General features: G+C 64.6%; 19 protein-coding genes. 9 read left to right on the forward strand and 10 right to left on the reverse strand.

All coding sequences use genetic code 11. The features are described 5' to 3' along the window. Positions 1-129: 129 nt before the first annotated feature. Positions 130-2,439, forward strand: a complete 2,310-nt coding sequence (secA2, locus tag E5720_RS19890; protein ID WP_136172055.1) for an accessory Sec system translocase SecA2 — start codon at positions 130-132, stop codon at positions 2,437-2,439. On the opposite strand, the gene E5720_RS19895 is transcribed toward secA2, so the two are convergent. Next, complete coding sequence (locus E5720_RS19895; protein ID WP_136172056.1) at positions 2,436-3,023, reverse strand: TetR/AcrR family transcriptional regulator C-terminal domain-containing protein; 588 nt, start codon at positions 3,021-3,023, stop codon at positions 2,436-2,438. The two genes, secA2 and E5720_RS19895, sit on opposite strands and share 4 nt — an antisense overlap. A gap of 114 nt (positions 3,024-3,137) precedes the next feature. Between E5720_RS19895 and bioB the strand changes: the two genes are divergently transcribed. Genes bioB through E5720_RS19910 form a run of 3 tightly spaced genes read left to right on the forward strand, consistent with a single transcriptional unit; the run spans position 3,138 to position 5,032 of the window. Further along, positions 3,138-4,151 carry a biotin synthase BioB gene (gene bioB / locus E5720_RS19900; RefSeq protein WP_136172057.1) on the forward strand — a complete coding sequence of 338 codons (1,014 nt, stop codon included), beginning with the start codon at positions 3,138-3,140 and terminating at the stop codon, positions 4,149-4,151. A gap of 9 nt (positions 4,152-4,160) precedes the next feature. Beyond that, positions 4,161-4,376 (forward strand): hypothetical protein, encoded by a 216-nt coding sequence (locus E5720_RS19905; RefSeq protein WP_136172058.1) that lies wholly within the window; start codon positions 4,161-4,163, stop codon positions 4,374-4,376. A gap of 17 nt (positions 4,377-4,393) precedes the next feature. Then, complete coding sequence (locus E5720_RS19910; RefSeq protein ID WP_136172059.1) at positions 4,394-5,032, forward strand: DUF2567 domain-containing protein; 639 nt, start codon at positions 4,394-4,396, stop codon at positions 5,030-5,032. Here E5720_RS19910 and E5720_RS19915 read toward each other — a convergent pair. Next, complete coding sequence (locus E5720_RS19915; protein ID WP_136172060.1) at positions 5,015-5,710, reverse strand: NUDIX domain-containing protein; 696 nt, start codon at positions 5,708-5,710, stop codon at positions 5,015-5,017. The genes E5720_RS19910 and E5720_RS19915 overlap by 18 nt on opposite strands. 151 nt (positions 5,711-5,861) lie before the next feature. Here E5720_RS19915 and nadA point away from each other — a divergent pair, with 151 nt between their 5' ends. From nadA to E5720_RS19935, 4 genes are read left to right on the forward strand one after another with little or no spacing between them, the layout of a single operon-like run. Next, a complete protein-coding gene (gene nadA, locus E5720_RS19920; protein ID WP_136172844.1) occupies positions 5,862-6,908 on the forward strand; it encodes a quinolinate synthase NadA in 1,047 nt (348 codons plus the stop codon). Then, complete coding sequence (locus E5720_RS19925) at positions 6,905-8,539, forward strand: L-aspartate oxidase (RefSeq protein ID WP_247596065.1); 1,635 nt, start codon at positions 6,905-6,907, stop codon at positions 8,537-8,539. The genes nadA and E5720_RS19925 overlap by 4 nt, the downstream gene beginning before the upstream one ends. A gap of 2 nt (positions 8,540-8,541) precedes the next feature. Beyond that, positions 8,542-9,408 (forward strand): carboxylating nicotinate-nucleotide diphosphorylase, encoded by an 867-nt coding sequence (nadC, locus tag E5720_RS19930; RefSeq protein WP_136172061.1) that lies wholly within the window; start codon positions 8,542-8,544, stop codon positions 9,406-9,408. Positions 9,409-9,420: 12 nt separating this feature from the next. Continuing rightward, positions 9,421-9,792 (forward strand): S4 domain-containing protein, encoded by a 372-nt coding sequence (locus E5720_RS19935; RefSeq protein WP_136172062.1) that lies wholly within the window; start codon positions 9,421-9,423, stop codon positions 9,790-9,792. 129 nt (positions 9,793-9,921) lie between these two features. Here E5720_RS19935 and E5720_RS19940 read toward each other — a convergent pair whose 3' ends face one another. Then, positions 9,922-11,490 carry an ABC transporter substrate-binding protein gene (locus tag E5720_RS19940; protein ID WP_247596066.1) on the reverse strand — a complete coding sequence of 523 codons (1,569 nt, stop codon included), beginning with the start codon at positions 11,488-11,490 and terminating at the stop codon, positions 9,922-9,924. 427 nt (positions 11,491-11,917) lie between these two features. Between E5720_RS19940 and E5720_RS19945 the strand changes: the two genes are divergently transcribed. Next, entirely contained in the window at positions 11,918-12,841 is a 924-nt protein-coding gene (locus E5720_RS19945; protein ID WP_136172064.1) for a 3-oxoacyl-ACP reductase, read from the forward strand. Positions 12,842-13,045: 204 nt separating this feature from the next. Here the strand turns inward: E5720_RS19945 and E5720_RS19950 are convergent, their stop codons facing one another. The 7 genes from E5720_RS19950 to E5720_RS19980 all read right to left on the reverse strand — a co-directional run bounded on the left by E5720_RS19950 (position 13,046) and on the right by E5720_RS19980 (position 21,077). After that, positions 13,046-13,855, reverse strand: a complete 810-nt coding sequence (locus E5720_RS19950; RefSeq protein ID WP_136172065.1) for an SDR family NAD(P)-dependent oxidoreductase — start codon at positions 13,853-13,855, stop codon at positions 13,046-13,048. Next, entirely contained in the window at positions 13,852-14,766 is a 915-nt protein-coding gene (locus E5720_RS19955; protein WP_136172066.1) for an NAD(P)-dependent oxidoreductase, read from the reverse strand. Before E5720_RS19955 ends, E5720_RS19950 begins: the two co-directional genes overlap by 4 nt. Before the next feature lie 114 nt (positions 14,767-14,880). Next, on the reverse strand, positions 14,881-16,572 hold the full coding sequence (locus E5720_RS19960) for an AMP-binding protein (RefSeq protein ID WP_136172067.1): 1,692 nt from the start codon (positions 16,570-16,572) through the stop codon (positions 14,881-14,883). A gap of 93 nt (positions 16,573-16,665) precedes the next feature. Further along, positions 16,666-17,595 (reverse strand): SDR family NAD(P)-dependent oxidoreductase, encoded by a 930-nt coding sequence (locus tag E5720_RS19965; RefSeq protein WP_136172068.1) that lies wholly within the window; start codon positions 17,593-17,595, stop codon positions 16,666-16,668. A 53-nt stretch (positions 17,596-17,648) separates the two neighbouring features. Beyond that, positions 17,649-18,722: an NADP-dependent oxidoreductase gene (locus tag E5720_RS19970; protein WP_136172069.1), complete on the reverse strand. Its 1,074-nt coding sequence runs from the start codon at positions 18,720-18,722 to the stop codon at positions 17,649-17,651. Further along, positions 18,719-19,846 (reverse strand): acyl-CoA dehydrogenase family protein, encoded by a 1,128-nt coding sequence (locus E5720_RS19975; RefSeq protein ID WP_136172070.1) that lies wholly within the window; start codon positions 19,844-19,846, stop codon positions 18,719-18,721. Before E5720_RS19975 ends, E5720_RS19970 begins: the two co-directional genes overlap by 4 nt. 1 nt (position 19,847) lies before the next feature. After that, complete coding sequence (locus tag E5720_RS19980) at positions 19,848-21,077, reverse strand: acyl-CoA dehydrogenase family protein (protein ID WP_136172071.1); 1,230 nt, start codon at positions 21,075-21,077, stop codon at positions 19,848-19,850. Positions 21,078-21,106: the final 29 nt, after the last annotated feature.

Consider the following 21,106-nt stretch of genomic DNA (forward strand, 5'->3'; position numbering starts at 1 on the left):
ATCAACAACTGTGTCTTTGCATAATTCCCGTGGCATCCGGTTCCTCCGGTCGGGCTTGTCGCTTCAGTAGGCTGGCAGAAAGAAGTGCTGAGGCACCGTTGATTTTTCTTCGCACGTAGGGATTGGTAGATGGCATTGGGTTCTGATCGACTCTGGCGAGTACTCGGGCGTTCGGCGCAGAAGGGGCACGCTCGCTCCAGAAGTCGGGTGGACCTGGCGTACGAGTACGAGGACTGGGCGCGAGGACTCACCGACCCCGAGCTCACCGCGGCGGCGACATCGCTTCGCGTCGACAGGAGCGAGGACCTCGACGTTCCGCGCTACCTGGCGCTCGTTCGTGAAGCGAGTGATCGGGCCGTCGGGCTGCGGCCTTTCGACGTTCAGTTGCTCGCGGCCGTCCGGATGATGGCGGGCGACGTAGTCGAGATGGCAACCGGTGAGGGAAAGACGCTCGCGGGCGCGGTCGCGGCAGGCGGATATGTGCTCTCCGGCGCTCGCGTGCATGTCATCTCCATCAACGACTTCCTTGCCCGACGCGACGCCGCCTGGATGGCACCGCTGTACGAGATGCTGGGTCTGACAGTCGGGTCGGTCACCGAATCCTCGACTCCGGAGGAACGACGGAAGGCGTATGCCTGTGACGTCACGTATGCCTCGGTCAACGAGATCGGATTCGACGTTCTTCGTGATCATCTGGTCGACGACATCGCCGATCTGGTAGCGCCCACTCCTGATGTTGCGCTGATAGACGAGGCCGATTCGGTGCTCGTCGACGAAGCACTCGTTCCCTTGGTCCTTGCGGGATCGGTACAGAAGGATGTGCCGGCGTCGAAGGTGTTCGAGGCAATTCGCGGCTTGGCGAAGAGCACCGATTTCGACACCGACGCCGACGGCCGAAACGTCTTTCTCACCGACGAGGGCGCTGCCCGGTTGGAGAAGGAACTCGGCGATATCGACCTGTACTCCGAGGAGCATGTCGGGACCACCTTGGTTGCGGTCAATGTCGCGCTGCACGCTCAGGTCCTTCTCCAGCGCGATGTGCATTACATCGTCCGGGACGGGAGGGTCCAGTTGATCAATGCATCTCGTGGGCGCGTTGCGGAGTTGCAACGGTGGCCGGACGGTTTGCAGGCAGCGGTGGAGACCAAGGAAGGACTGAAGCCGACGGAGACGGGGGAGATTCTCGACACGATCACCGTGCAGGCTCTGATCGGTAGATATCCGACGGTGTGCGGAATGACCGGTACTGCGCTCGCCGCCGGCGAACAGCTCAAGAAGTTCTACGGGCTGGGGGTCTCGCTGATTTCGCCCAACCAGCCGAACATTCGAATCGACGAGGCCGACCGTGTCTACGACACTGCCTCGAACAAAAATGCGGCGGTGGTGGCCTTCGTCAAGGAGGTACACGAGCAAGAACAACCGATTCTTATCGGCACCCACGACGTTGCCGAATCCGAGGACCTGGCCGAGCAGCTTCAAAAGCAGGGAGTTTCGGTCGTCGTGTTGAACGCGAAGAACGACGCCGAGGAAGCCGGCGTCATCGCCGCTGCCGGCGTGATCGGAGCTGTCACAGTGTCGACTCAGATTGCCGGACGAGGAACCGACATCAAACTGGGTGGACCCGGTTCCGATACGAAAGCCGCCAAGGATCGAGTGACCGAACTCGGCGGGCTGCTCGTGGTCGGAACCGGTCGGCACACGACCGAGAGGCTCGACAATCAACTTCGTGGCCGCGCAGGCCGCCAGGGTGATCCGGGACGTTCGGTGTTCTTCTCCAGTTGGGAGGACGACGTCGTGACGGCTAATATCGGACCCAAGGAGCAGCCCAGGAAGCACGACGACACCGGGCTGATCACTTCGGCGGGTGTTGCCGGAAAGATCGATCATGCGCAGCGGATAGCCGAGGGCACGATGCTCGAAGTGCATTCGCGCACGTGGCGGTACAACCAGCTCACCGCTGCGCATCGCGACATCCTCGACCGTCGACGTACGACGTTGCTCGCCACTGCTGAAGCGTTGGAGCTTCTCAGTTCCGCTGCACCGGAACGTGCTTCGGAGCTCCGCGCCGAGGTATCGGAGGACACCCTGGTCGTCGCGGCTCGTCGAATCGTGCTGTTCCATCTCGACCGGGCGTGGTCGGACTACTTGGCGCACCTCGCCGATGTGCGCGAGAGTATCCACCTGCGCGCGCTCGGTCGAGAGAACCCATTGGACGAATATCACCGAATCGCTGTCGAGGCGTTCAAGACCGTCTCGGACAAGGCGATGGAACAAGCTCAGGTGACGTTCGAGACGGTCGAGATCACTTCCGAGGGAATCGATCTCGATAATGCGGGCCTGCAACGCCCGACGTCGACATGGACGTACATGGTGCACGACAACCCGTTCGCTTCCAGTGCGGGCAACAGTGCCGGACTGGGTGCCGTCTTCGGCGGCTAGAGCCGCGCGGAGGCGCCCAGATTGTGCCGGACTCCGTCGATGAACAGCCCCAGACCGAAATCGAATCTGCTTGTCGAATCAGGACTTTCGAACAGCGGGGACGCTTCTTCGGTGAGGGCGCCGACGGAGTCCATCTGCATACGTGACTGTTCGTCGACAGTCTGGCCCAGCACGTAATACAGCAGCGTGTCCGCAGTGAGTTCGGCGTCGCTGCGGCTCGAACCTGCTCGGATGCAGACTGCGGCGATGCGCTCGCGGACCCGGTTGGTAGTCAGTCGCGACGCATAGGTCGCGGCAACCAGTTCGGCGCCGTCTCGGCGTGAAAGCAAAGCATCGCGTAAGCGGTGGGCAAGTTCGCGCACCTGCTCATCCCATCCGGTACGGGTCGGGGGTGCATCGACGTCGGTGAGAAGGTGATCGGCGATCGCGCCGAGGAGTGTCTGCTTGTTGGGAAAGTGCCAATACAGCGCGCCGGGTTGGACGTGCAGAGACGTTGCCAGCCTGCGCATCGTCAGATCGCCGAGCCCGTATTCGTCGAGGATCGATATCGCGCCGTCGAGGACGTCCGCTCTACGCAGTTGCACTCGGCACTCCTGTTCCTCGGTTCGGCTTTGACAGTATCCGACCGCCAGCATAACCTGAACGCCGTTCAACTTGAACGGTGTTCAATTATGCCCGTGTGACCGAAGGAGCAGTTCGTGACCCAGATATCTGTGCAGTCCGACATTGTCGACAGAGCGCGTACTCAAGTGCTCGAGAACGGTGAGGGGCTGACACAGAGCCAGGTGCTCGAGATCCTTCGGTTGCCGGAGGAGCGATTGGAGGAAGCGCTTGCCCTGGCGCACGAGGTGAGAATGGCCTGGTGTGGTCCAGAGATCGAGGTCGAAGGGATCATCAGTCTCAAGACCGGCGGATGCCCCGAGGATTGCCATTTCTGCTCGCAGTCAGGCCTGTTCGAGTCGCCGGTTCGCGCTGCACGCCTCGACATTCCCTCCCTCGTGGAGGCTGCCAAACAGACGGCCAAGTCCGGAGCCACCGAATTCTGCATCGTCGCTGCAGTTCGTGGTCCGGATGAGCGACTGCTCGCCCAGGTGGCAGCAGGCATCGAGGCGATCCGCAACGAAGTCGACATCGACATCGCGTGCTCGCTCGGCATGTTGACCCAGGAGCAGGTCGATCAGCTTTCTGCGATGGGAGTTCATCGCTACAACCACAATCTCGAAACTGCCCGCTCGTACTTTCCAAAGGTCGTCACCACCCATACGTGGGAAGAGCGTTGGGGCACATTGGAAATGGTGCGAGCGGCAGGAATGGAGGTGTGCTGCGGAGGGATTCTCGGGATGGGGGAGTCGCTGGAGCAGCGAGCGGAGTTCACCGCGGATCTGGCTGCCCTGGAACCGGACGAGGTGCCACTGAACTTCCTCAATCCGCGACCGGGAACTCCGTTCGGAAACCTTGACGTACTACCACCGTCCGAGGCGCTGTTGGCTGTTGCGGCATTCAGACTGGCGCTGCCGAGGACGATTCTGCGATTCGCCGGTGGGCGCGAGATCACCTTGGGTGACCTCGGCGCACAGAAGGGCATTCTCGGCGGCATCAATGCCGTGATCGTCGGCAATTACCTGACCACTCTGGGACGGCCTGCGGAGGAAGATCTGGACCTCCTCGGTGAGCTTCGGATGCCGATCAAAGCCTTGAACTCGACCATCTAAGGTGGAGGCGTGACTACCGATCAGCGCTACAGCCTGCACACGGGTAAGCCTCTGGTCCCCGGCGTGGACGAGACCGTCACCGAGGCGGCTCGGCTCGGTCTGGAGCCCCCACGGTTCTGCGCCGAATGTGGTCGGCGCATGGTGGTGCAGATTCGTCCGGACGGATGGACCTCGAAGTGCTCGCGTCACGGATCGAACGACTCCGCGACTTCGGGAAGGCGATAGGGCCAGTGGAATCGACGATGGAATCGGACCGCGCCACCTTCGACGGGGACGCGGCACCGATTCCTCGGTTCCGGATCTTGGCCATAACTGTCGCCGTTGCTGTCGGGGTCGGCGCTCTCGCAGGCGTATTTTGGGCACTTCTGGCCCCGGTGGAACATCTTGTCGTTCTTGCGCCCGGCCGGGGTGCGCCGTTGACCGGCGAGAGCCTGCACCGATTCGATTCGGTCGCCATCTTCCTGTGCATCACCCTCGTCGCAGGTGTACTTCTTCCGGTCGGATTCTGGACGTGGACCGAGCGCCGCGGCCCTGCAATGGGTCTGGGGTTGGTGCTCGGTTCCTTCCTGGGGTCGGCAACGACGCTGGGCGTCGGGGTGTGGTTCTCCGGAATTCTGCATACCCGACCGGACGATCCCGCCGTCGGATCCGTTGTTGCGCGGGCTGTGGGCGTGGAAACCCCGCTGGTGCTGATCGTGCAGGCTCTGGCGACCTCGTTCGTCGTACTGCTCCTTTCGGCGATGAACCCGCACGACAATCTTCGATTCACGCCGGAAGACGAGGAGTCGGAGCCCAGTACGAATTCCGTCGCCGAGGGCAGCGACCGAGCACTCGGTCCACTGTGGAACGACGAACCTTCTGATTCAACTGGGCGGGCGTAAAGCGGCGAACTCGTCGGTGACGCGCAAGGAAGCGTCGGCGAACCGGTAGAGAGCGGGGGGACGACCTCCTGCCTTACCCGACGGCGAGGTCTTGCCCGTCGCCTCCAGCACTTTTCGGCGCCCGAGCACGCGTTGGAGATTTGTCGCATCCACCTGATAGTCGAGGGCAGCGGCGTATATCTCGCGCAGCGTAGACATAGCGAATTCGACTGGCGCAAGCGCGAATGCGATGTTGGTATAGGACAGTTTCGCAACCAATCGGGCTCGTGCGTGTCGAACGACGGTCCGGTGGTCGAAGGACATGTCGGGAAGCCGTGCGACCGGATGCCACTCGGTGTCTTCCGGCAGTTTCGGGTCCGTGGAGATCGGGACCAGGCCCAGGAAGGTCGAGGCGATCCGTCGATCTCCGGGTACCCGATCGGGGTCGCTGAAGACGGACAGTTGTTCGAGGTGGGCGACTTTTCGGACGTCGACCTTCTCGGCGAGCTGGCGACGGGCGGAGGAGGGGAGGTCCTCGTCGGATTCGAGAACACCGCCGGGAAGCGACCACGAGCCCAACTCCGGCTCGAGTGCGCGCTGCCAGAGCAGGACTCCGAGTTCGGGGCTCTGGCCTGCGGTGAAGGTCCGAACCTGGAACACCGCGATGAGTACTTCGTGGACGGTGCTACGATGAATCATGTTTTCGATCATAAGTCGAAAACCCCATCATAGGAAATCCGGACTTTTCGGGCCGGATGATCGGCGAAGGAGTACCGCCATGGCGAGCAGTGCAACCGGCTACGAGACCAAAGGCTCCACGGCCACTGCTGCAACGGTCGATGCGTCGACAATGAGCGGCTCCGTGCAGCTGGAATCGAGCTGGGCTGGAGTGTCCGACATCGTCGACGGACCGGGAGGATACGGCGGCGTGGAGCCGACGCAGGAGTGGGCAGCGGAGATCAAACGGCTTGCGCGCCTGCGGGGAGCCACCATCCTGGCGCACAACTATCAGGTTCCTGCCATCCAGGACATCGCCGATCACGTCGGAGATTCACTGGCTCTCTCGCGGCTGGCCGCGGAGGTTCCGGAAGACGAGATCGTCTTCTGCGGTGTGCACTTCATGGCGGAGACCGCCAAGATTCTGAGCCCGAACAAGACCGTCCTCATTCCGGATCAGCGTGCCGGCTGCTCGCTTGCGGACTCCATCACCGCCGAGCAACTGCGCGAGTGGAAATCCGACTACCCGCACGCCGTCGTCGTGTCCTACGTCAACACGACCGCAGAGATCAAAGCACTGACCGATATCTGCTGCACCTCCTCCAACGCCGTCGAGGTCGTCGAATCGATCGACCCGAGTCGTGAAATTCTGTTCCTGCCGGACCAGTTCCTCGGTGCGCACGTCAAGCGGATCACCGGTCGAGAGAATCTCCACATCTGGGCAGGCGAATGCCATGTCCACGCCGGCATCAACGGTGACGAGCTGGCCGAGAAGTCCCGAATGCATCCCGATGCCGAACTGTATGTTCACCCCGAATGTGGTTGTGCCACATCGGCTCTCTACTTGGCCGGCGAGGGTTTCGTCGCGCCGGACAAGGTCAAGATACTTTCCACCGGCGGGATGCTCGACGCCGCGCGAACCACCGGCGCCAAACAGGTACTCGTGGCAACCGAGATCGGCATGTTGCATCAACTGCGGCGCGCAGCACCGGACGTCGACTTTCAGGCAGTCAACGATCGAGCATCGTGCGGTTACATGAAGATGATCACCCCGGCTGCATTGCTGCGCTGCCTCGTCGAAGGTAAAGACGAAGTGCATGTCGATCCCGAGACCGCACACATCGCAAGCAAGTCGGTGCAACGGATGATCGAGATCGGTAACTCCGGCGGCGGCGAGTGACACTGTCCTTCGGGGGGAGGGCGACACCGGTCTCGATCACGTGGGAGGCTTCGGCCGATCTCGTGGTGATCGGCGGTGGCGTCGCGGGCCTCAGTGCCGCAATAGCAGCCGGCCAGCGGGGACTGCGCGTCATCACCGTGAGCAAGGGCGGTTCGGCGGACACGGCGACGCAGTACGCCCAAGGCGGGATCGCAGTCCCAGGTTCGGGCACCTCCGGTGATTCCATCGACGATCACGTTGCCGATACCTGCGTGGCCGGAGCAGGTCTGTGCGACGAGCCTTCGGTTCGTTCCATCGTCTCCGGGGGTCCCGACGCAGTAGCGGCATTGGAAGCATTGGGTGCGGTCTTCGACCGAGGCGCCGACGGCACGGTGGCGCGGACACTCGAAGGTGGACACTCGAGAAGTCGGATCATTCATGCGGGAGGCGATGCGACCGGCGCCGAAGTGCAACGGGCACTTGATGTCTCGGGGAAATCTGTATTGTTCGGCACCGCTGCCGTGTCCGTGCTCACTGTGCGAGGCGAGGTCAGCGGACTGCTGGCATCCTCCGCGGAGGGATTGGGCGTGATCCATTGCCCGGCCGTACTGGTGGCCACTGGTGGTGTGGGCCAGTTGTACTCGTGCAGTACCAACCCACCGGGCTCGACTGCCGACGGAATTGCGCTCGCCATCGCTGCCGGTGCGGAAGTGTCCGATCTTGAATTCGTACAGTTCCACCCGACAGTGCTGTTCGCTCCAGATTCGGAGGGACGACGACCATTGGTCAGTGAAGCTGTACGCGGCGAAGGCGGGTACCTCGCCGATCTCGACGGCATCCGGTTCATGGACGGTGTCCATCCGCTCGGGGACCTGGCTCCACGCGATGTGGTGTCACGAGCTATCGCCGAACGACTGCGCATCACCGGGACCGACCATGTTCTGCTCGACGCACGCGCGATCCCCGGGTTTTCCAGACGGTTTCCTACCGTCACCGCCTCGTGCCTTGCAGCCGGAATCGATCCCGCCGAGCACCTGATTCCTGTCGCCCCCGCGGCGCACTACTCCTGCGGCGGCATCGTCACCGATGTGTGGGGCCGCACCACTGTGCCAGGACTTCTCGCTGCCGGCGAGGTTGCGCGAACCGGTCTTCACGGCGCAAACCGATTGGCATCGAACAGTCTTCTCGAAGGACTGGTCGTCGGCAGACGTGCTGGAATTGCAGCACTGGATCGACTCGGCAGCCCCCGCGTCGATGCCGAACCAATCCTGCCGTCGATGCGCACAGTGCCGCGGCGCGATCTACAGGCTCTGATGACCGAGCACGTGGGAGTTGTCCGTGATGAAAACGGCCTGGCCCACACCGCGTCGGTGCTGGGCTCGGCTGTGGACACGGCATGGCCGGACACAGCCCTGTCGCACGATGCCGTCAACCTGATCGAAAATGCAGCACTGACGGTGACCGCATCGGCAGTGGTGAAGGCTGCATCTGCCCGATCCGAGAGTCGTGGGTGCCATACCCGCAGGGACCATCCAACGGCTTCGGACGCACTGCGGCGCAGCACGCGAATTCGTCGGGCCGAGGACGGTTCACTCGAATTCGTCCTGTCCTCCAACAAGATACGGCCACCGGCCATGACAGGAGTGAGTTGACAGTGAGCGCACTGACCGAACAAGGACTCGACCCACACGAGGTGCGTGCACTCATCCGAACCGCCCTCGACGAGGACCTGCACTACGGGCCGGATGTGACCACCATCGCGACAGTCCCCGCCGACGCCGTCGCGTCGGCATCCGTAGTCGCCCGCCAGCCCGGAACTGTGGCCGGGATCGACGTAGGGCTGCTCGTCCTCGACGAGGTCATCGGTGAAGGGGCATACGAGCTCGTCGATCGAGTTGCAGACGGAACCGAAGTCGAAGCCGGACAGTCGGTTCTGAGCCTGACCGCGCCGACGCGTTCTCTGCTGACAGCGGAACGGACGATGCTCAATCTGATGTGCCATCTGTCCGGCATCGCCACCACGACTGCGGCTTGGGTTGCCGAGGTCGCAGACAGTGACGCGAAGATCCGTGACAGCCGCAAAACCTTGCCCGGTCTTCGTGCCCTGCAGAAATACGCCGTCCGCGCCGGGGGAGGAGTGAACCATCGCATGGGCCTCGGCGACGCTGCTCTGATCAAGGACAACCACGTCGCTGCGGCGGGCTCGATAGTCGCCGCGCTGCAGGCAGTTCGCGCTGCCGCGCCCGATATCGACTGCGAAGTCGAGGTCGACAGCCTCGAGCAGTTGGACGCAGTACTCGCCGAGGGCGTCGAACTGGTGCTACTCGACAACTTCGCGTTGTGGGAAACCCAGATGGCGGTTCAGCGACGCGTGAAACTCTCACCGCACACCAAGCTCGAGTCCTCGGGTGGACTCACCTTGGACGTAGCGCACGATTACGCGAAGACCGGTGTCGATTTTCTCGCGGTCGGGGGACTCACCCATTCGGTGACGGTTCTCGACCTCGGGCTCGACATGTAGGTTTTGTTGTCGATGGTCGAAACACAGAGTGTGCGGGTCGACAGCTGGGTCTGGGCTGTCCGCCTGTTCAAGACGCGGTCGGCTGCCGCGGCAGCCTGCCGATCCGGTCATGTCCGCGTCAACGGCACCCCAGCCAAGGCAGGCCAACGTATCGGTCCTGACGACGAGATCCGCTTGCGAGTCGATGGCGTCGAGAAGATCGTTGTAGTTACGCGTGCAATCGCCAAACGTGTCGGTGCCGGTGTCGTGGCAGAATGCATGATCGACCGCAGCCCACCGCCACCGCCGAAGGAAGTTCTCGCCTCGCAACCGCGGCGAGACCGCGGCGCAGGCCGACCGACCAAACGCGAGCGACGCGACCTCGACAAGCTTCGAGGTCTGTAAGTCGGATTATCCGGGGATATTTTCGACTCTCCATCAACCGAACCGTGGGGCAGGTCGGATCGACCTGCCCCACGGTTCGGTTTCAAGATTTGGGGTGTTGTGTGTCGAGCCCCTACTCGATCCAGGTCCCTATTCGATCCATGCCTGGTCGAGCAACATGATGGCATCGAGCGACGGGACCACACCGTGGACGTTGTCGGTCCATGGCACGAAACTGTGACCGGCCGCGAGCGGCAGGAACGGCGCCGTCGAATTGACCTCCGTCTGCAGGTCGGCTAATGCCGCGCGCTTCGCATCGTCGTCCTTCGCTGTCTGGACATCACTCAGGATTTTGTCCATCTTCGGGTCGTTGACTCCGATGATGTTGTTACTCGAGGTGCTGTTCAAAGCGCTGTACAGGCGAGTGAATGGTGCTGGATCCGCGATGCTGTACGAGCCGGTCGAAATATCGAAGTCTTTGTCGACGTAAAGGCGCTTGACGACATCGGTGACCGATGCTCCGTATTCGATGCTCACGTCGATACCGACCGGCTGCAACATCGCCTGAATGGAAAGAGCCGTGGCCTGTCCGGACTGCGTCTGAGTTGTGAAGTACGTTATCTTCCCGTCGAAGCCGTCTGCTTTTGCCTCGTCGACGAGTGCCTTCGCCTTATCGGTATCCAGCGGCACAGGGGCGATGTCGTTGTGCCACTTGGACCAGGACTGGAACATCTCGGTGCCGGGCATGCCCTCACCGTTCTTGGCGCGCGTGTCGACGACGGTGGGGTCGATGGTCATTTGCATCGCTTTGCGCACCCGTACGTCGGCACCGGGACGGCCCTCGCGCTGGTTGATCTGCACTACGGAGTTGCCGAGGCTGACGGTCTCGAGGTATCCGGGCAGGGTGGCCATGGCAGTGTCCACGGCGTCGTCGTTGATGAGGAACGCCATCTGGATGCCCCCGCTGTTGAGCGCATCGATCTTGGGTTGGTCATCCTTGATGGATACGAACTTGAGGGTGTCCAAGTTCGGTTTGCCGTTCCAGTAGTCCTCGCGAGCTCGAAGCACCAGGTCGGCACCGGGGGTGAGGCTCTCCATCGTGTACGCACCGGCGCCGATCGGCTTGAACGTGCCGTCTGGCTGATCCGAGCTGGGGGCGACGACCATACCGTGGCCGAAGGCAAGCATGGAAGGGAACTCGGTCCATGGCTGGTTCATCGTGTAGGTCACGGTGGAGGCGTCCGTGGCCTCGACGGACTTGACGCCGGCGGTGAACGCCTGGCTGTTACCGCCGCGATTCGTATTGAAGCGGTTGGTGCTGGCGACGACGGCTTCGGCGTCGAGCGGAGTGCCGTCGCTGAATTTGACGCCGTCACGGAGCTTCAGGGTCCAGACCGTCGAATCGTCGTTCGCGTCGAGTGATTTCGCCAACTGCGGCTCGAAGGCTTCGGTGGTTGCGTCGTAGCGGACGAGTAGGTCGTAGACCGCCGCCATCTCGGTGCCGCCCGTGGAACCCGCGGGCTGGGTCTTGGCGGGATCGAGCGTGGAGACTGGGGAGTAGCTGGCAAAGCTCAGCGTGCCGCCCTGAACCGGATCGCCTCCCTTGCCTTGATCGCCAACAATGCCGATAGACCCGGGCGCGGACTGGGCGTCGGTCGAACCAGAGCCGTCGTTGTCGCTGTTACTCGTGCAGCCTACGAGTAACAGGCCGCTGGCCATGGTGGCGATGGCTATGGTGCCAAATCGTCGTTTGCCAGGAAATAGCATCGTGCTCCTCCAGCTTGTTCGGGGCGGTCCATCACGTGATTTCCACTTGATCAAGCGCTTGATTGTCTTACAGCAGCAGAAGGCTACCAAAAACGGTGGGATGCCGAGGGGTAAACGAGATTTTACGGATGGCATCAGACCGAGGCGTGCGCACGGACTGATGACCGGCCAACTTCAGTACCTCCGATGGCTATTATTATCGAGATGGATGCCAACTGAATTGCTGCGCCGTTGGGCGGCGCTGGGGCATCTCAGGACTTCGCCTACCGAAGCTTCGCCTCGGACAGGGTTGCGTAGACGCTAGGTCCCACGTTGCGGTCGCCCGTAGGACATCAGTGGCTCCGAGACCAATGGTCCATTACCAGCAAGAGGACAAAGCATGCAGAATATCGATCTTTCAGGCCGCTCTGCCATCGTTACCGGGGCAGGGTCGGGTCTAGGCCGGGCCGAAGCGCTGGGTCTAGCAGCATTGGGCGCAAGCATTGTGGTCAATGACGTCGGCCCAGCGGGCGAAGCTGTAGCGCGCGAGATCGAGACATCGGGCGGTCGGGCCGTCGCTGTGCTCGGCGACGTCAGTGATTGGTCTCTGGGTGAGCGACTCGTCGAGGCCGCTGTGACTAATTTCGGCAGCCTGGACATTGTGGTCAACAATGCTGGCATTACCCGCGACACGATGCTGTTCAACATGACCGAGAAGCAGTGGGACGACGTGATCGCCGTCCATTTGAAGGGACATGCGTCGGTTTCCCGCGCCGCAGCTGTGCACTGGCGGTCAGCCTCGAAGGCGATCGGCGGACCGGTATACGGCCGTGTGATCAACACTGCATCGGAGGCGTTCCTCTTGGGTGGGGCCGGCCAAGCCAACTACGCCGCGGCCAAGGCCGGCATCGTTGCGTTGACACTGTCGACCGCCCGTGGGCTATCGCGCTACGGGGTGACGGCGAACGCGATTTGCCCGCGCGCTCGCACCGAGATGACGGCCGCAGTCTTCGGCGAGGGCACGGAACGCGACGGTCTGGACATCATGGCCCCCGAGCGGGTCGCCACGTGCGTCTCGTTCCTCGCCGCCCCGGCCGCGGAGAAGGTCAGCGGCCAGGTCTTCATCGTCTACGGCGACATGGTCGCGCTCATGGCACCACCTGTCGTGCAGGAGAAGTTCGTGGCTGCGAACGGGAGTTTCTCGGTGGCCGAATTGGCCGAGCAAGTCGTCCCGTACATAGACGATCTTCCGGAGGGACAGAGCTACGCGGCGACCAGCATCAACGCGCTGGATACCACTGGAGCGATCGCAGGGGGCCAGTAGCACGGGCGACCAGCGCAGTCTGCTTTTCGGCAGGCAGTATCCGCCACCTCGACGCGACTTGCAGCAAGAGTTGATCGACCCATCACCATCGTGGTTGGTGGTGATGGGTCGATCGAGTGCACTCTCACGTTGGCAATTGCTACGCGAGCAGCGAACGACTCCCGCCGCTGCCGTCGACGGAACCAGCCTCAGGAGTTCAGGGACTCAGGGATTCTGGGGTCGATTGGTCCATGTCCCGTTCGGCCGCGCGAACCACCCACCAGCGGCATCGCTGCCTCCATCTACGTGCAAGGTGGTGCCGGTGACGTACCGGGACATCTCCGAAGCCAGAAACAGCGCCGGCCCCGCTACATCGTGCGGGGTACCCGGGCCGCCCAGTGGGGCCCACCGAGGCCAGCGGTGCCGATCCTGCTCGGCGACCAACTTCGTGTAAGGAACCTGCGGGGTTTCGATGAGGTCGGGCGCAATGTTGTTGACCCGGATGCCATGAGGGCCCACCTCCAGTGCGAGGCTGCGGGTGAAGTGCCGCAGCGCCGCCTTGTAGGTGGCGTACACGGTGTGGCCAGGGATGCCGCGGTGTGCTTCGACGGTGGTCAGGTTGATGATGGACCCGCCTCGTTCACGCTCGATCATGCCCGGCAGCACCGCGTGCGTAGCGCGCATGGCGTGGCCGAGATTGACCTCACCGAGCTGGACCCACTCGCTGGGGTCGGCATCGACGAAGGTAATCGGGGGCCGCAGGAAGTGGCCGACGTTGTTGACGAGGATGTCCGGCTGATGCTCGGCGAGAGCGAGCGCCACAGCCGGGTCGGTGGCGTCCGCGATGACGGCCGTGATGGCGGGCACCTCGCAGGCCAAGGTGGCGGCCGCCACATCGTTGTCGACGACCACCACCGAAGCCCCGTGCGCGGCGAACAGCCTGCTGATTGCCGCTCCGATTCCTCGTGCACCGCCCGTGACGATGGCGGACTTGCCGATGAGCAGCTGCCCGAGCAGCGCGTCGGCATCGGTCATGACAGGCCGGCGCGCGTCTGGGCGACCATTTCTGCGATCGCACGGGGCGCGTCGCCCTGGGTGTAGCCGAGCGCAGCCGTCTGCGCGGGGTCGGTCTCGTAGGAGATGACGTTGCCGCGACCCTGCACGATGAACGCGTCGGGCAGCATCGGGTGCTCCTCGTCGCGCGCGACGAGCGTGATGGTGCTGCCCGCCGCGTCGAAGATCATCTGGAAGTACTCGCGGAAGGCGAGGTTCGCGTCGCCCAGCAGGTACGCCGTGCCGGACTCGGCGTTGCGCAGCGCACCTCCGACCGCCTCGGCGAGCGAGCGCACCGACATGTAGTTGGTGCCGCCCGCGGGGGTGAAGTTCGGGATCTCGGGCTTTTTGCCGTCGGCCCAGTCGAGGAATCGGCCGATGCGGGCCATCGAGGGGCCGGGGGTGACGCCGAGGATGTTGGGCGCGTTGAGGGTGGAGACGGTGAACTGGTCGTCGCCGAGGGCCCGGGTGCGTTCATCGGCCAGCGCGCGGGCGCGGACGTAGTCGTCGGTCTCGACTAGCTCCGGCAGAACCTGGTGGTAGTAGCTGCCGAGCTGGACGAAGTTCGGGACGCCCGCCTCCTTGGCGAGCGCGGCGAATCGCGGCACGCCACCGATCTGCATCTTCTCCCAGAACTCGGCCCGGTCGGCGTCGGCGGGGATGTGTCGGATGTCGTTGCCTGCGGCGAAGACGATTCCCTCGAACGGGGCCAGGTCCGAGGTGTTGAAGCCCCCCTCGCTGTAGTCGCCGAGCAGGACGGGGAACTCGTTGGCGACAGTGCCCGGCGCCGGCTCAGTGCGGGCGGCCACTGTCACGTCGTCGCCCTGCTCGCGCAGGTGTGTGGCGGTGGCGGTGCCGATCATGCCAGTACCACCGATAATTAAAACCTTCATCAGTCTCCTTGGATTTTCAACGATTCGAGGCCATTGGGCGCCCGGCGCCGGTTGTCGGGTTCGCTTGTCGAGGGCGGAGTTGTCCGGCGATGACCCCTCTGAACTGGGACTGTGTCAGATCGTTGCTGGTGCGGCCTCGGGTAAGTGGGCAGGTAAGAGTGCGGCGCGGCCGTGGCTGAGGAAATTTGCTTCGATCGCTGCCCGCTGGACGTCATCGAGTTTGTCGTAGGAGCTGGTCTTGCCGACCCGGATGTAGACGGGGTCGTGGGTGTTCCACGCGGCACTACGAAGCGGTGCCTTGTTGACCTTGCCGCTGCCGGTCAACGGGATCTGGTCGATCACCCGCACATAGGTGGGCCACCACTTGGCACCCATCTCCGGCTGCTCGGCGAGAAACGCTCCGAAGTCCGCGGCATCGAACTGCTCGCCCGCGGTCATCTCCACTGCGCACATCACTTGATCACCCGTGCTGGGGTCTGGCACCGCGAATACGGGTGCCGCAGCAACGCCGGGGACGCGCTGGAGAACTCGCTCCACTGGTGCTGCGGAGAAGTTCTCGCTATCGACCCGTAGCCAATCCGAGGACCGTCCGGCGAAATAGAAGTACCCCGCCGCGTCTCGGTAACCCAGGTCGCCGGACCAGAAATCCTCGCCGCGGACGCGGTCGCTCATCGCCTCGGGGTTTTTGTAGTAGCCCTCGAACGTGTGGGCAAGGCCAACGGCGACCATCTGGCCTACCGCCGCGGGATTGGTGAGCCGGCCGCTCTTGTCGAACTCCGCCCGCGGGCACTCCTCCCCGGTCTGCTCATCGAGCACCCGGATATCGAGATCGCCCTGAGGCCTACCCAAAGAATAGGCCGGGGAATCGGGGGTGCGACCAAGCCGGAACACTCCTTCGCTGAGCCCGTAGCCCTCCATGACCTCGCAACCGAAGCGCTCGGTGAAGCGTGCGACATCAGCTTCCGAGGCCTCGGTGCCGAAGGCAAGCTCGAGGGTGCCCGTCCGGTCGCGGGGATTCTCCGGCTGGCTGAGGACGTAGGACAGTGCCCGACCGACGTAGTTGACGTAGGTCGCCCCGAAGCGGTGGATATCGTCGGCGAACCTGCTGGCGGAGAACTTTCTGGTCATCCCCACCGTCGCGCCGACTCGCATGGCGACGGCGAGGTTCATCATCACGGCGTTGCCGTGGAAAAGCGGCATGCACAAGTAGGTGACCGAATCCCTGCGCATCGACACCCGGTCGACGAGTACCTCGGCCAGCCGGCCCAGTCGGCCCTGGCCGACGATGACAGCTTTGGGTGCGCCGGTCGAGCCCGAGCTGAACAGGAGCAATGCCAGCTGATCCGGCGTCGTGATGGATTCGGGCAGGCCTGCGCCCCGGTACGGGGCCAGCGTTTCCAGGTAGGACGGCTGGTCGACATTGAGGACCAGCTCCGGCGGTACCCCGTGGCCGGTGCCCTCCACCAGGTGCGCGAGCTTGTCCTCGGTGATGATGATGTCGACGTCGGCGTGCTGGATGTCGTGCGCCAACTCGGGCCCGCTGCGGCTGGCGTTGATGCCGACGACGGCCGCGCCGGCGAGCGGCCCCGCGGCGAGCCAGAAGACGAAGTCCGGCACGTTCTCCAGGAGCACGCCGATGTGGATTTGGCGGTCAGCCGGCGCGGGCGAGACGAGACCCACGAGGGCTGCTGCGCGGTCGGCGCCTTCCTGGACGACCTCGCGCCATGTCCACGACTGGTCCTCGAACCGGAGCCCGACCTTGTCGTCCTCGGCGCGAAGCCGGACGATTTCAGTGAATGTTTCCAACGTGCACTCTCCAAGATGATTGTGGCGCTCGCCGCCAGAGATGTGGCGGCACCAGGGTTGAACAAATTTTCTGGGGCTAGGGTCAGCTCCCTGCTACTCCTTTTTGCGCAGGCCCTCGGGGACGGAACCTGGGGGGTTGAAGTTCAGGTAGGGCAGCAGGAATCCCTCCTCGTCGAGGTCCGCGGGCTGCCAGCCCTCGAGCAGGCCCGAGCCATCGACGGCCTGGACCGGGCGGCCGAACTCCTTGATCAGCGGGAGGCTGTAGGCGACGCGGCCGGTGACCTTGTCCAGGTTCTCGCTGGCGAGCAGCAGCGCGGCCTCGGCCATGGTGTCCTCGGGCTCGGAGGGCCAGCCCGGCACCGCGCCGGCGGCGTGCTCGGTGGCGACGCCGCGGTTGGGCGCGAGCGAGCTCACCGCGATGTTGTCCTCGTAGAGCTCCATCGCGGAACCGGTGCTGATGCGGTCGAGCATGGCCTTGGTGCCGCCGTAGAGTACGGAGCCGGCCAGCGGGTGGAAGGCGAAGGGTGGCCCGACGCGGGGGCCGGCCTGGCGCGAGGAGATGTTGACGACCCAGCCGGCGCCGCTCTCGCGCATGCCGGGGATGACGGCCTTCATCAGGTCCCAGGTGTTCCACAGGTTGGTCTCGACCGAGTCCTGGAACCACTCGCGCGACATGTCGGCGAACAGTGTGTCGTAGCGACGGGCCGCGGCCACGTTGTTGACCAGGGCGTCCACCCGACGGCCGAACTTGTCCTCGATCTGTGCGATCAGGGCGGTGCGGTCGAGGTCAGGGTTGCCGAGGTCGACGGCGAAAGCCGCGGCATTGCCGCCGCTGGCGGTGATCAACTCCACTGTCTCCTCGAGTGAGCCCTGCAGCGCGCCGTCGCCCGCCCGCAGGGTGCGGGAGACAGCGGCCACGGCGATCCCCTCGGCGGCGAAGCGCCGGGCGATGGCCCTGCCGATGCCGCGGCTGGCTCCGCTGACCAGCGCGAGTCCGGGCTTGTTTTCCTGTGTTGAGCTCACGAGATGCACACCTCTCGGTTATGTGGTTGGCGGAACGATGTTTCCAGAAAGTCTCACTGCCGCAGCGCGTCGGGGAGCTCGCCGATCCGAATCAGCTGCTTACCCTGGTTGCGGCCCGTCAGGACGTCCGCGAGGGCATGTGGGGCGTTCTCGATGCCGGCGATCACGTCCTCGCGATACCGCAGCCGGCCCGCTGCGATGTGGCCGAGGGCCAGCTCGCGGTAGACCGGGTATTCGTCGTAGTGGTCGTGCACCACGAATCCTTGGATTCGCAGCCGCTTGCGCAGCACCGGCCGCAGCGCGGGACCGTGCTCTGCCTCGGTAGTGTTGTACTCGCTGGCCATGCCGCAGATCACGACCTGGCCGAAGTCGTTGAGGCGCTCGAAGACGGGGTCGAAGGCGGGACCGCCGACATTGTCGAAGTACAGGTCGACGCCGTCGGGGCACGCCCGGTCGAGGCCTTCTGGGATGGTCTCGACGGACCGGTCGACGCAGTCCGCGAAGCCGAGCTCGCGCACCACATAGCCGGGCTTGTCCCCGCTGGCGATGCCGACGACACGGGCGCCAGCCAGCGCGGCGAGCTGGCCGGCCACCATGCCGACGGCGCCGCCGGCCGCGGAGACGAGCACCGTGGAGCCGGGCCGGACGGTGGCGGCGAACTTCAGTCCGCAGTAGGCCACGAATCCCGGCCGCCCCAACACGCCGAGCTCGGCAGCCAGCCGGAAGCCGGGGACGGGAGTCAGCTTGTCCAGCAGGTCGCCGGCCACGGTGTGGTAGGTCTGCCAAGAGTTGCCGCCGCGCACCAGGTCGCCAGGCCGGAATCGAGGGTCGCGTGACTCTACGACCTCTCCTACCAGGGCGCCGTCGAGGCCATTGCGCGGAGGCACTACGCCGGCGAGCACTACATCGCCGACCCGAGCCATCTGGCCGAGGGGGCCAGGCCCGGAGTCTGCGGCGGGCATCCGTCGGCGCGCGCTGGGGTCAATGGAGAGATAGCACGCGCGGAAGACGACTTCGCCGTCCCGGGGTGTGCTTATCTCCACTGGCTCGACCAGAAAATCCCCCGGCTGGGGGAGGCCCCGCGGTGCGCGCAGCACGCGCACCGCGAGGTTCTCGGGCCTGGTCACTCAGGCGAGCCGATCGACGCGCCCTTCTCCAACGCGTCGCCCAGCTCGGTGCCGATGGCGCCCGCGCTGCCGAGGCTGAACGCGATCTGCCGGCCCCACAGGAAGTAGCGGTGGATCGGGTAGCTGACGTCCGCGCCCATGCCGCCATGCAGGTGCTGGGTGGCGTGTACGGCACGCAGGCCGCCCTTCGAGGCCCAGTACTTCGCGACGAGGGCCGCGGCCTCCGCCTCGTCCTCCTTGCCGAGGTCCATCAGCCAGGCGGCGCGCTGGGTCGTGAGCCGGATGCTCTCGGTGTCGAGATAAGCATCAGCGGCGCGCACGGCGACGGCCTGGTTCGTCGAGAGTGGACGACCGAACTGGACACGCTGCGAGGTGTAGGCCGCGGTCTGCGCGAGCGCCTCCGAGCACACACCAATGGCGATCGAGGCGAGTGCGACCCGTGCACGGCGGACCGTCCACGCCAGGATTTGCGCGCCGTCGCCGGGAAGAACGTCGCCGGCAGCCACGGAGACGCCGTCGAAGCTCACCGCTGCGCTGCTCTCGTAGCTGGTGACGCTGAGCGGGGTGCGGGCCAGGCCGTCGGCGTCGGTGCGCACCAGCACGACGGCGACGCCGCCGTCGGGCAGCCGGACCGGCACCAGCAGCGCGGCGGCCACGTCGGCGGCAGGCACTGACGCGATCTCACCGTGCAGGCGCCAGCCGTCACCATCGGCCTCGGCGCGCACAGGGACGTCGGATCCAAAACCCGTCTCGAGCGCGCCCGTCACGATGTGTGAGCCGTCGATCAGACCCGGCAGCCAGGCCGAGATCTGCTCGGGGCTGCCGAACTCGGCGATGGGCAGCGCCGCACCGGCGATCGAAGACCAGAGGGGCACGGACGCCACGCGGCGACCCTGCTGCTCCAGCACGGCCATCAGCCCGAGCATGCCCATGCCGGCGCCGCCAGCTTCTTCGGGCAACGCGATGCCCAGTAGGTCGGAGTCCGCAAGGCTCTTCCACAACTTGGCGTCGTGGCCGCCGCTCTGCTCCACCATCCGCAAGTGCGTCACATCGGACTGGGCGGAGAAGATCTGGTCTGCCAGGCCGCGGACGTCGGACAATTCCTCGTTGAATTCGAATTCCATGTTACTTCGCTCCCGTTGTCGTCTTGGTGGCGTCGGTCTTGGCGGCGTCGGGGCGGCGACGCGCGCCCATCGTCATGCCGAGGGTCTTGCCCGCGACGATCTCCCGCATGACCTCGTTGGTGCCGCCGCCGAAGGTGTTGTTCTGCGCACGCCGGCCGAGCTGCTCGACGCGGCCCTCGAGGGCCGCGCCCGGGGTGCCGGGACGCAGCAGACCCTTGGCACCAAGGACCTCCTGCAGCATGCCGTAGGCGCTGACGACGCCCTCGGTACCGAAGACCTTGGCGGCTGCGGAGTCGCCGCCGCCCAAGGTGTTCGAAGCTACGTCCGCGACGAGGCGCAGGTTCATCAGGTCCGCGGCGCTGAGCAGCGCGTACACCTCGGCCATCTTGTCGCGCACCCAGGAGATATCGAAGACGACGCCTTCGCCGGCGGGCTCGGCCTTAGCCCACTCGAGGACCTCGGCGAACATCTCGTTGGCGATGCCGCCGCGCGCGGCCAGTGCCACCCGCTCGTGGTTGAGCTGGTTGGTGATCAGGCCCCAACCCTGGTTCAGCTCGCCCACCACGTTGGACAGCGGCACTCGCACGTCCTCGTAGTAAGTGGCGGAGGTGCTGATGCCGCCGACGGTGTGGATCTCGGTGACCGAGAATCCGGGTGCGCTGGTGGGGACAAGCACCACGGAGATGCCCTTGTGTCGGGGCGCGTCGGGGTCGGTTCGCACGGCCAGCCACACCCAGTCGGCGAACACTCCGGCACTGGTGTAGATCTTGTTGCCGTTGATGACCAGCTCGTCGCCCTCGACGCGTGCCCGGGTCTCCAGAGCCGCGAGGTCGGTGCCCGCGTTGGGCTCGGTGTAGCCGATCGCGAAGATGAGCTCGCCCGCCAGGATCGGCGGCAGGAAGAAGTCCTTCTGCTGCTGGGTGCCGTTCTTGATCAGCGCGGGGCCGACCGTGTTCAGCGTGACCAGCGACAGTGGGGCGTTCGCGCGCACGACCTCGTCGTAGAAGACGTAGAGCGCCTCGGGGTCCTCGCCCCGGCCGCCGAACTCCTCGGGCCAGCCGAGGCCGAGCCAGCCGTCGGCACCCATCTTGCGCAGAATGCGATCGAAGGTCGGTCCGCCCTCGGTCTGTGTGACCAGGTCGCGGCGGTCCTGTTCGTTGATGTTTGCGGCGAAGTACGCGCGAAGCTCCGCGCGGAGGGCCTTCGAATTGTCGGACAAATCCAAGTACATGTAGGTGTCTCCTGTTCAGGAATTTCTAC

Source organism: Rhodococcus sp. PAMC28707, assembly GCF_004795915.1.
In the GTDB taxonomy this organism is placed as follows: Bacteria; Actinomycetota; Actinomycetes; order Mycobacteriales; family Mycobacteriaceae; genus Rhodococcoides.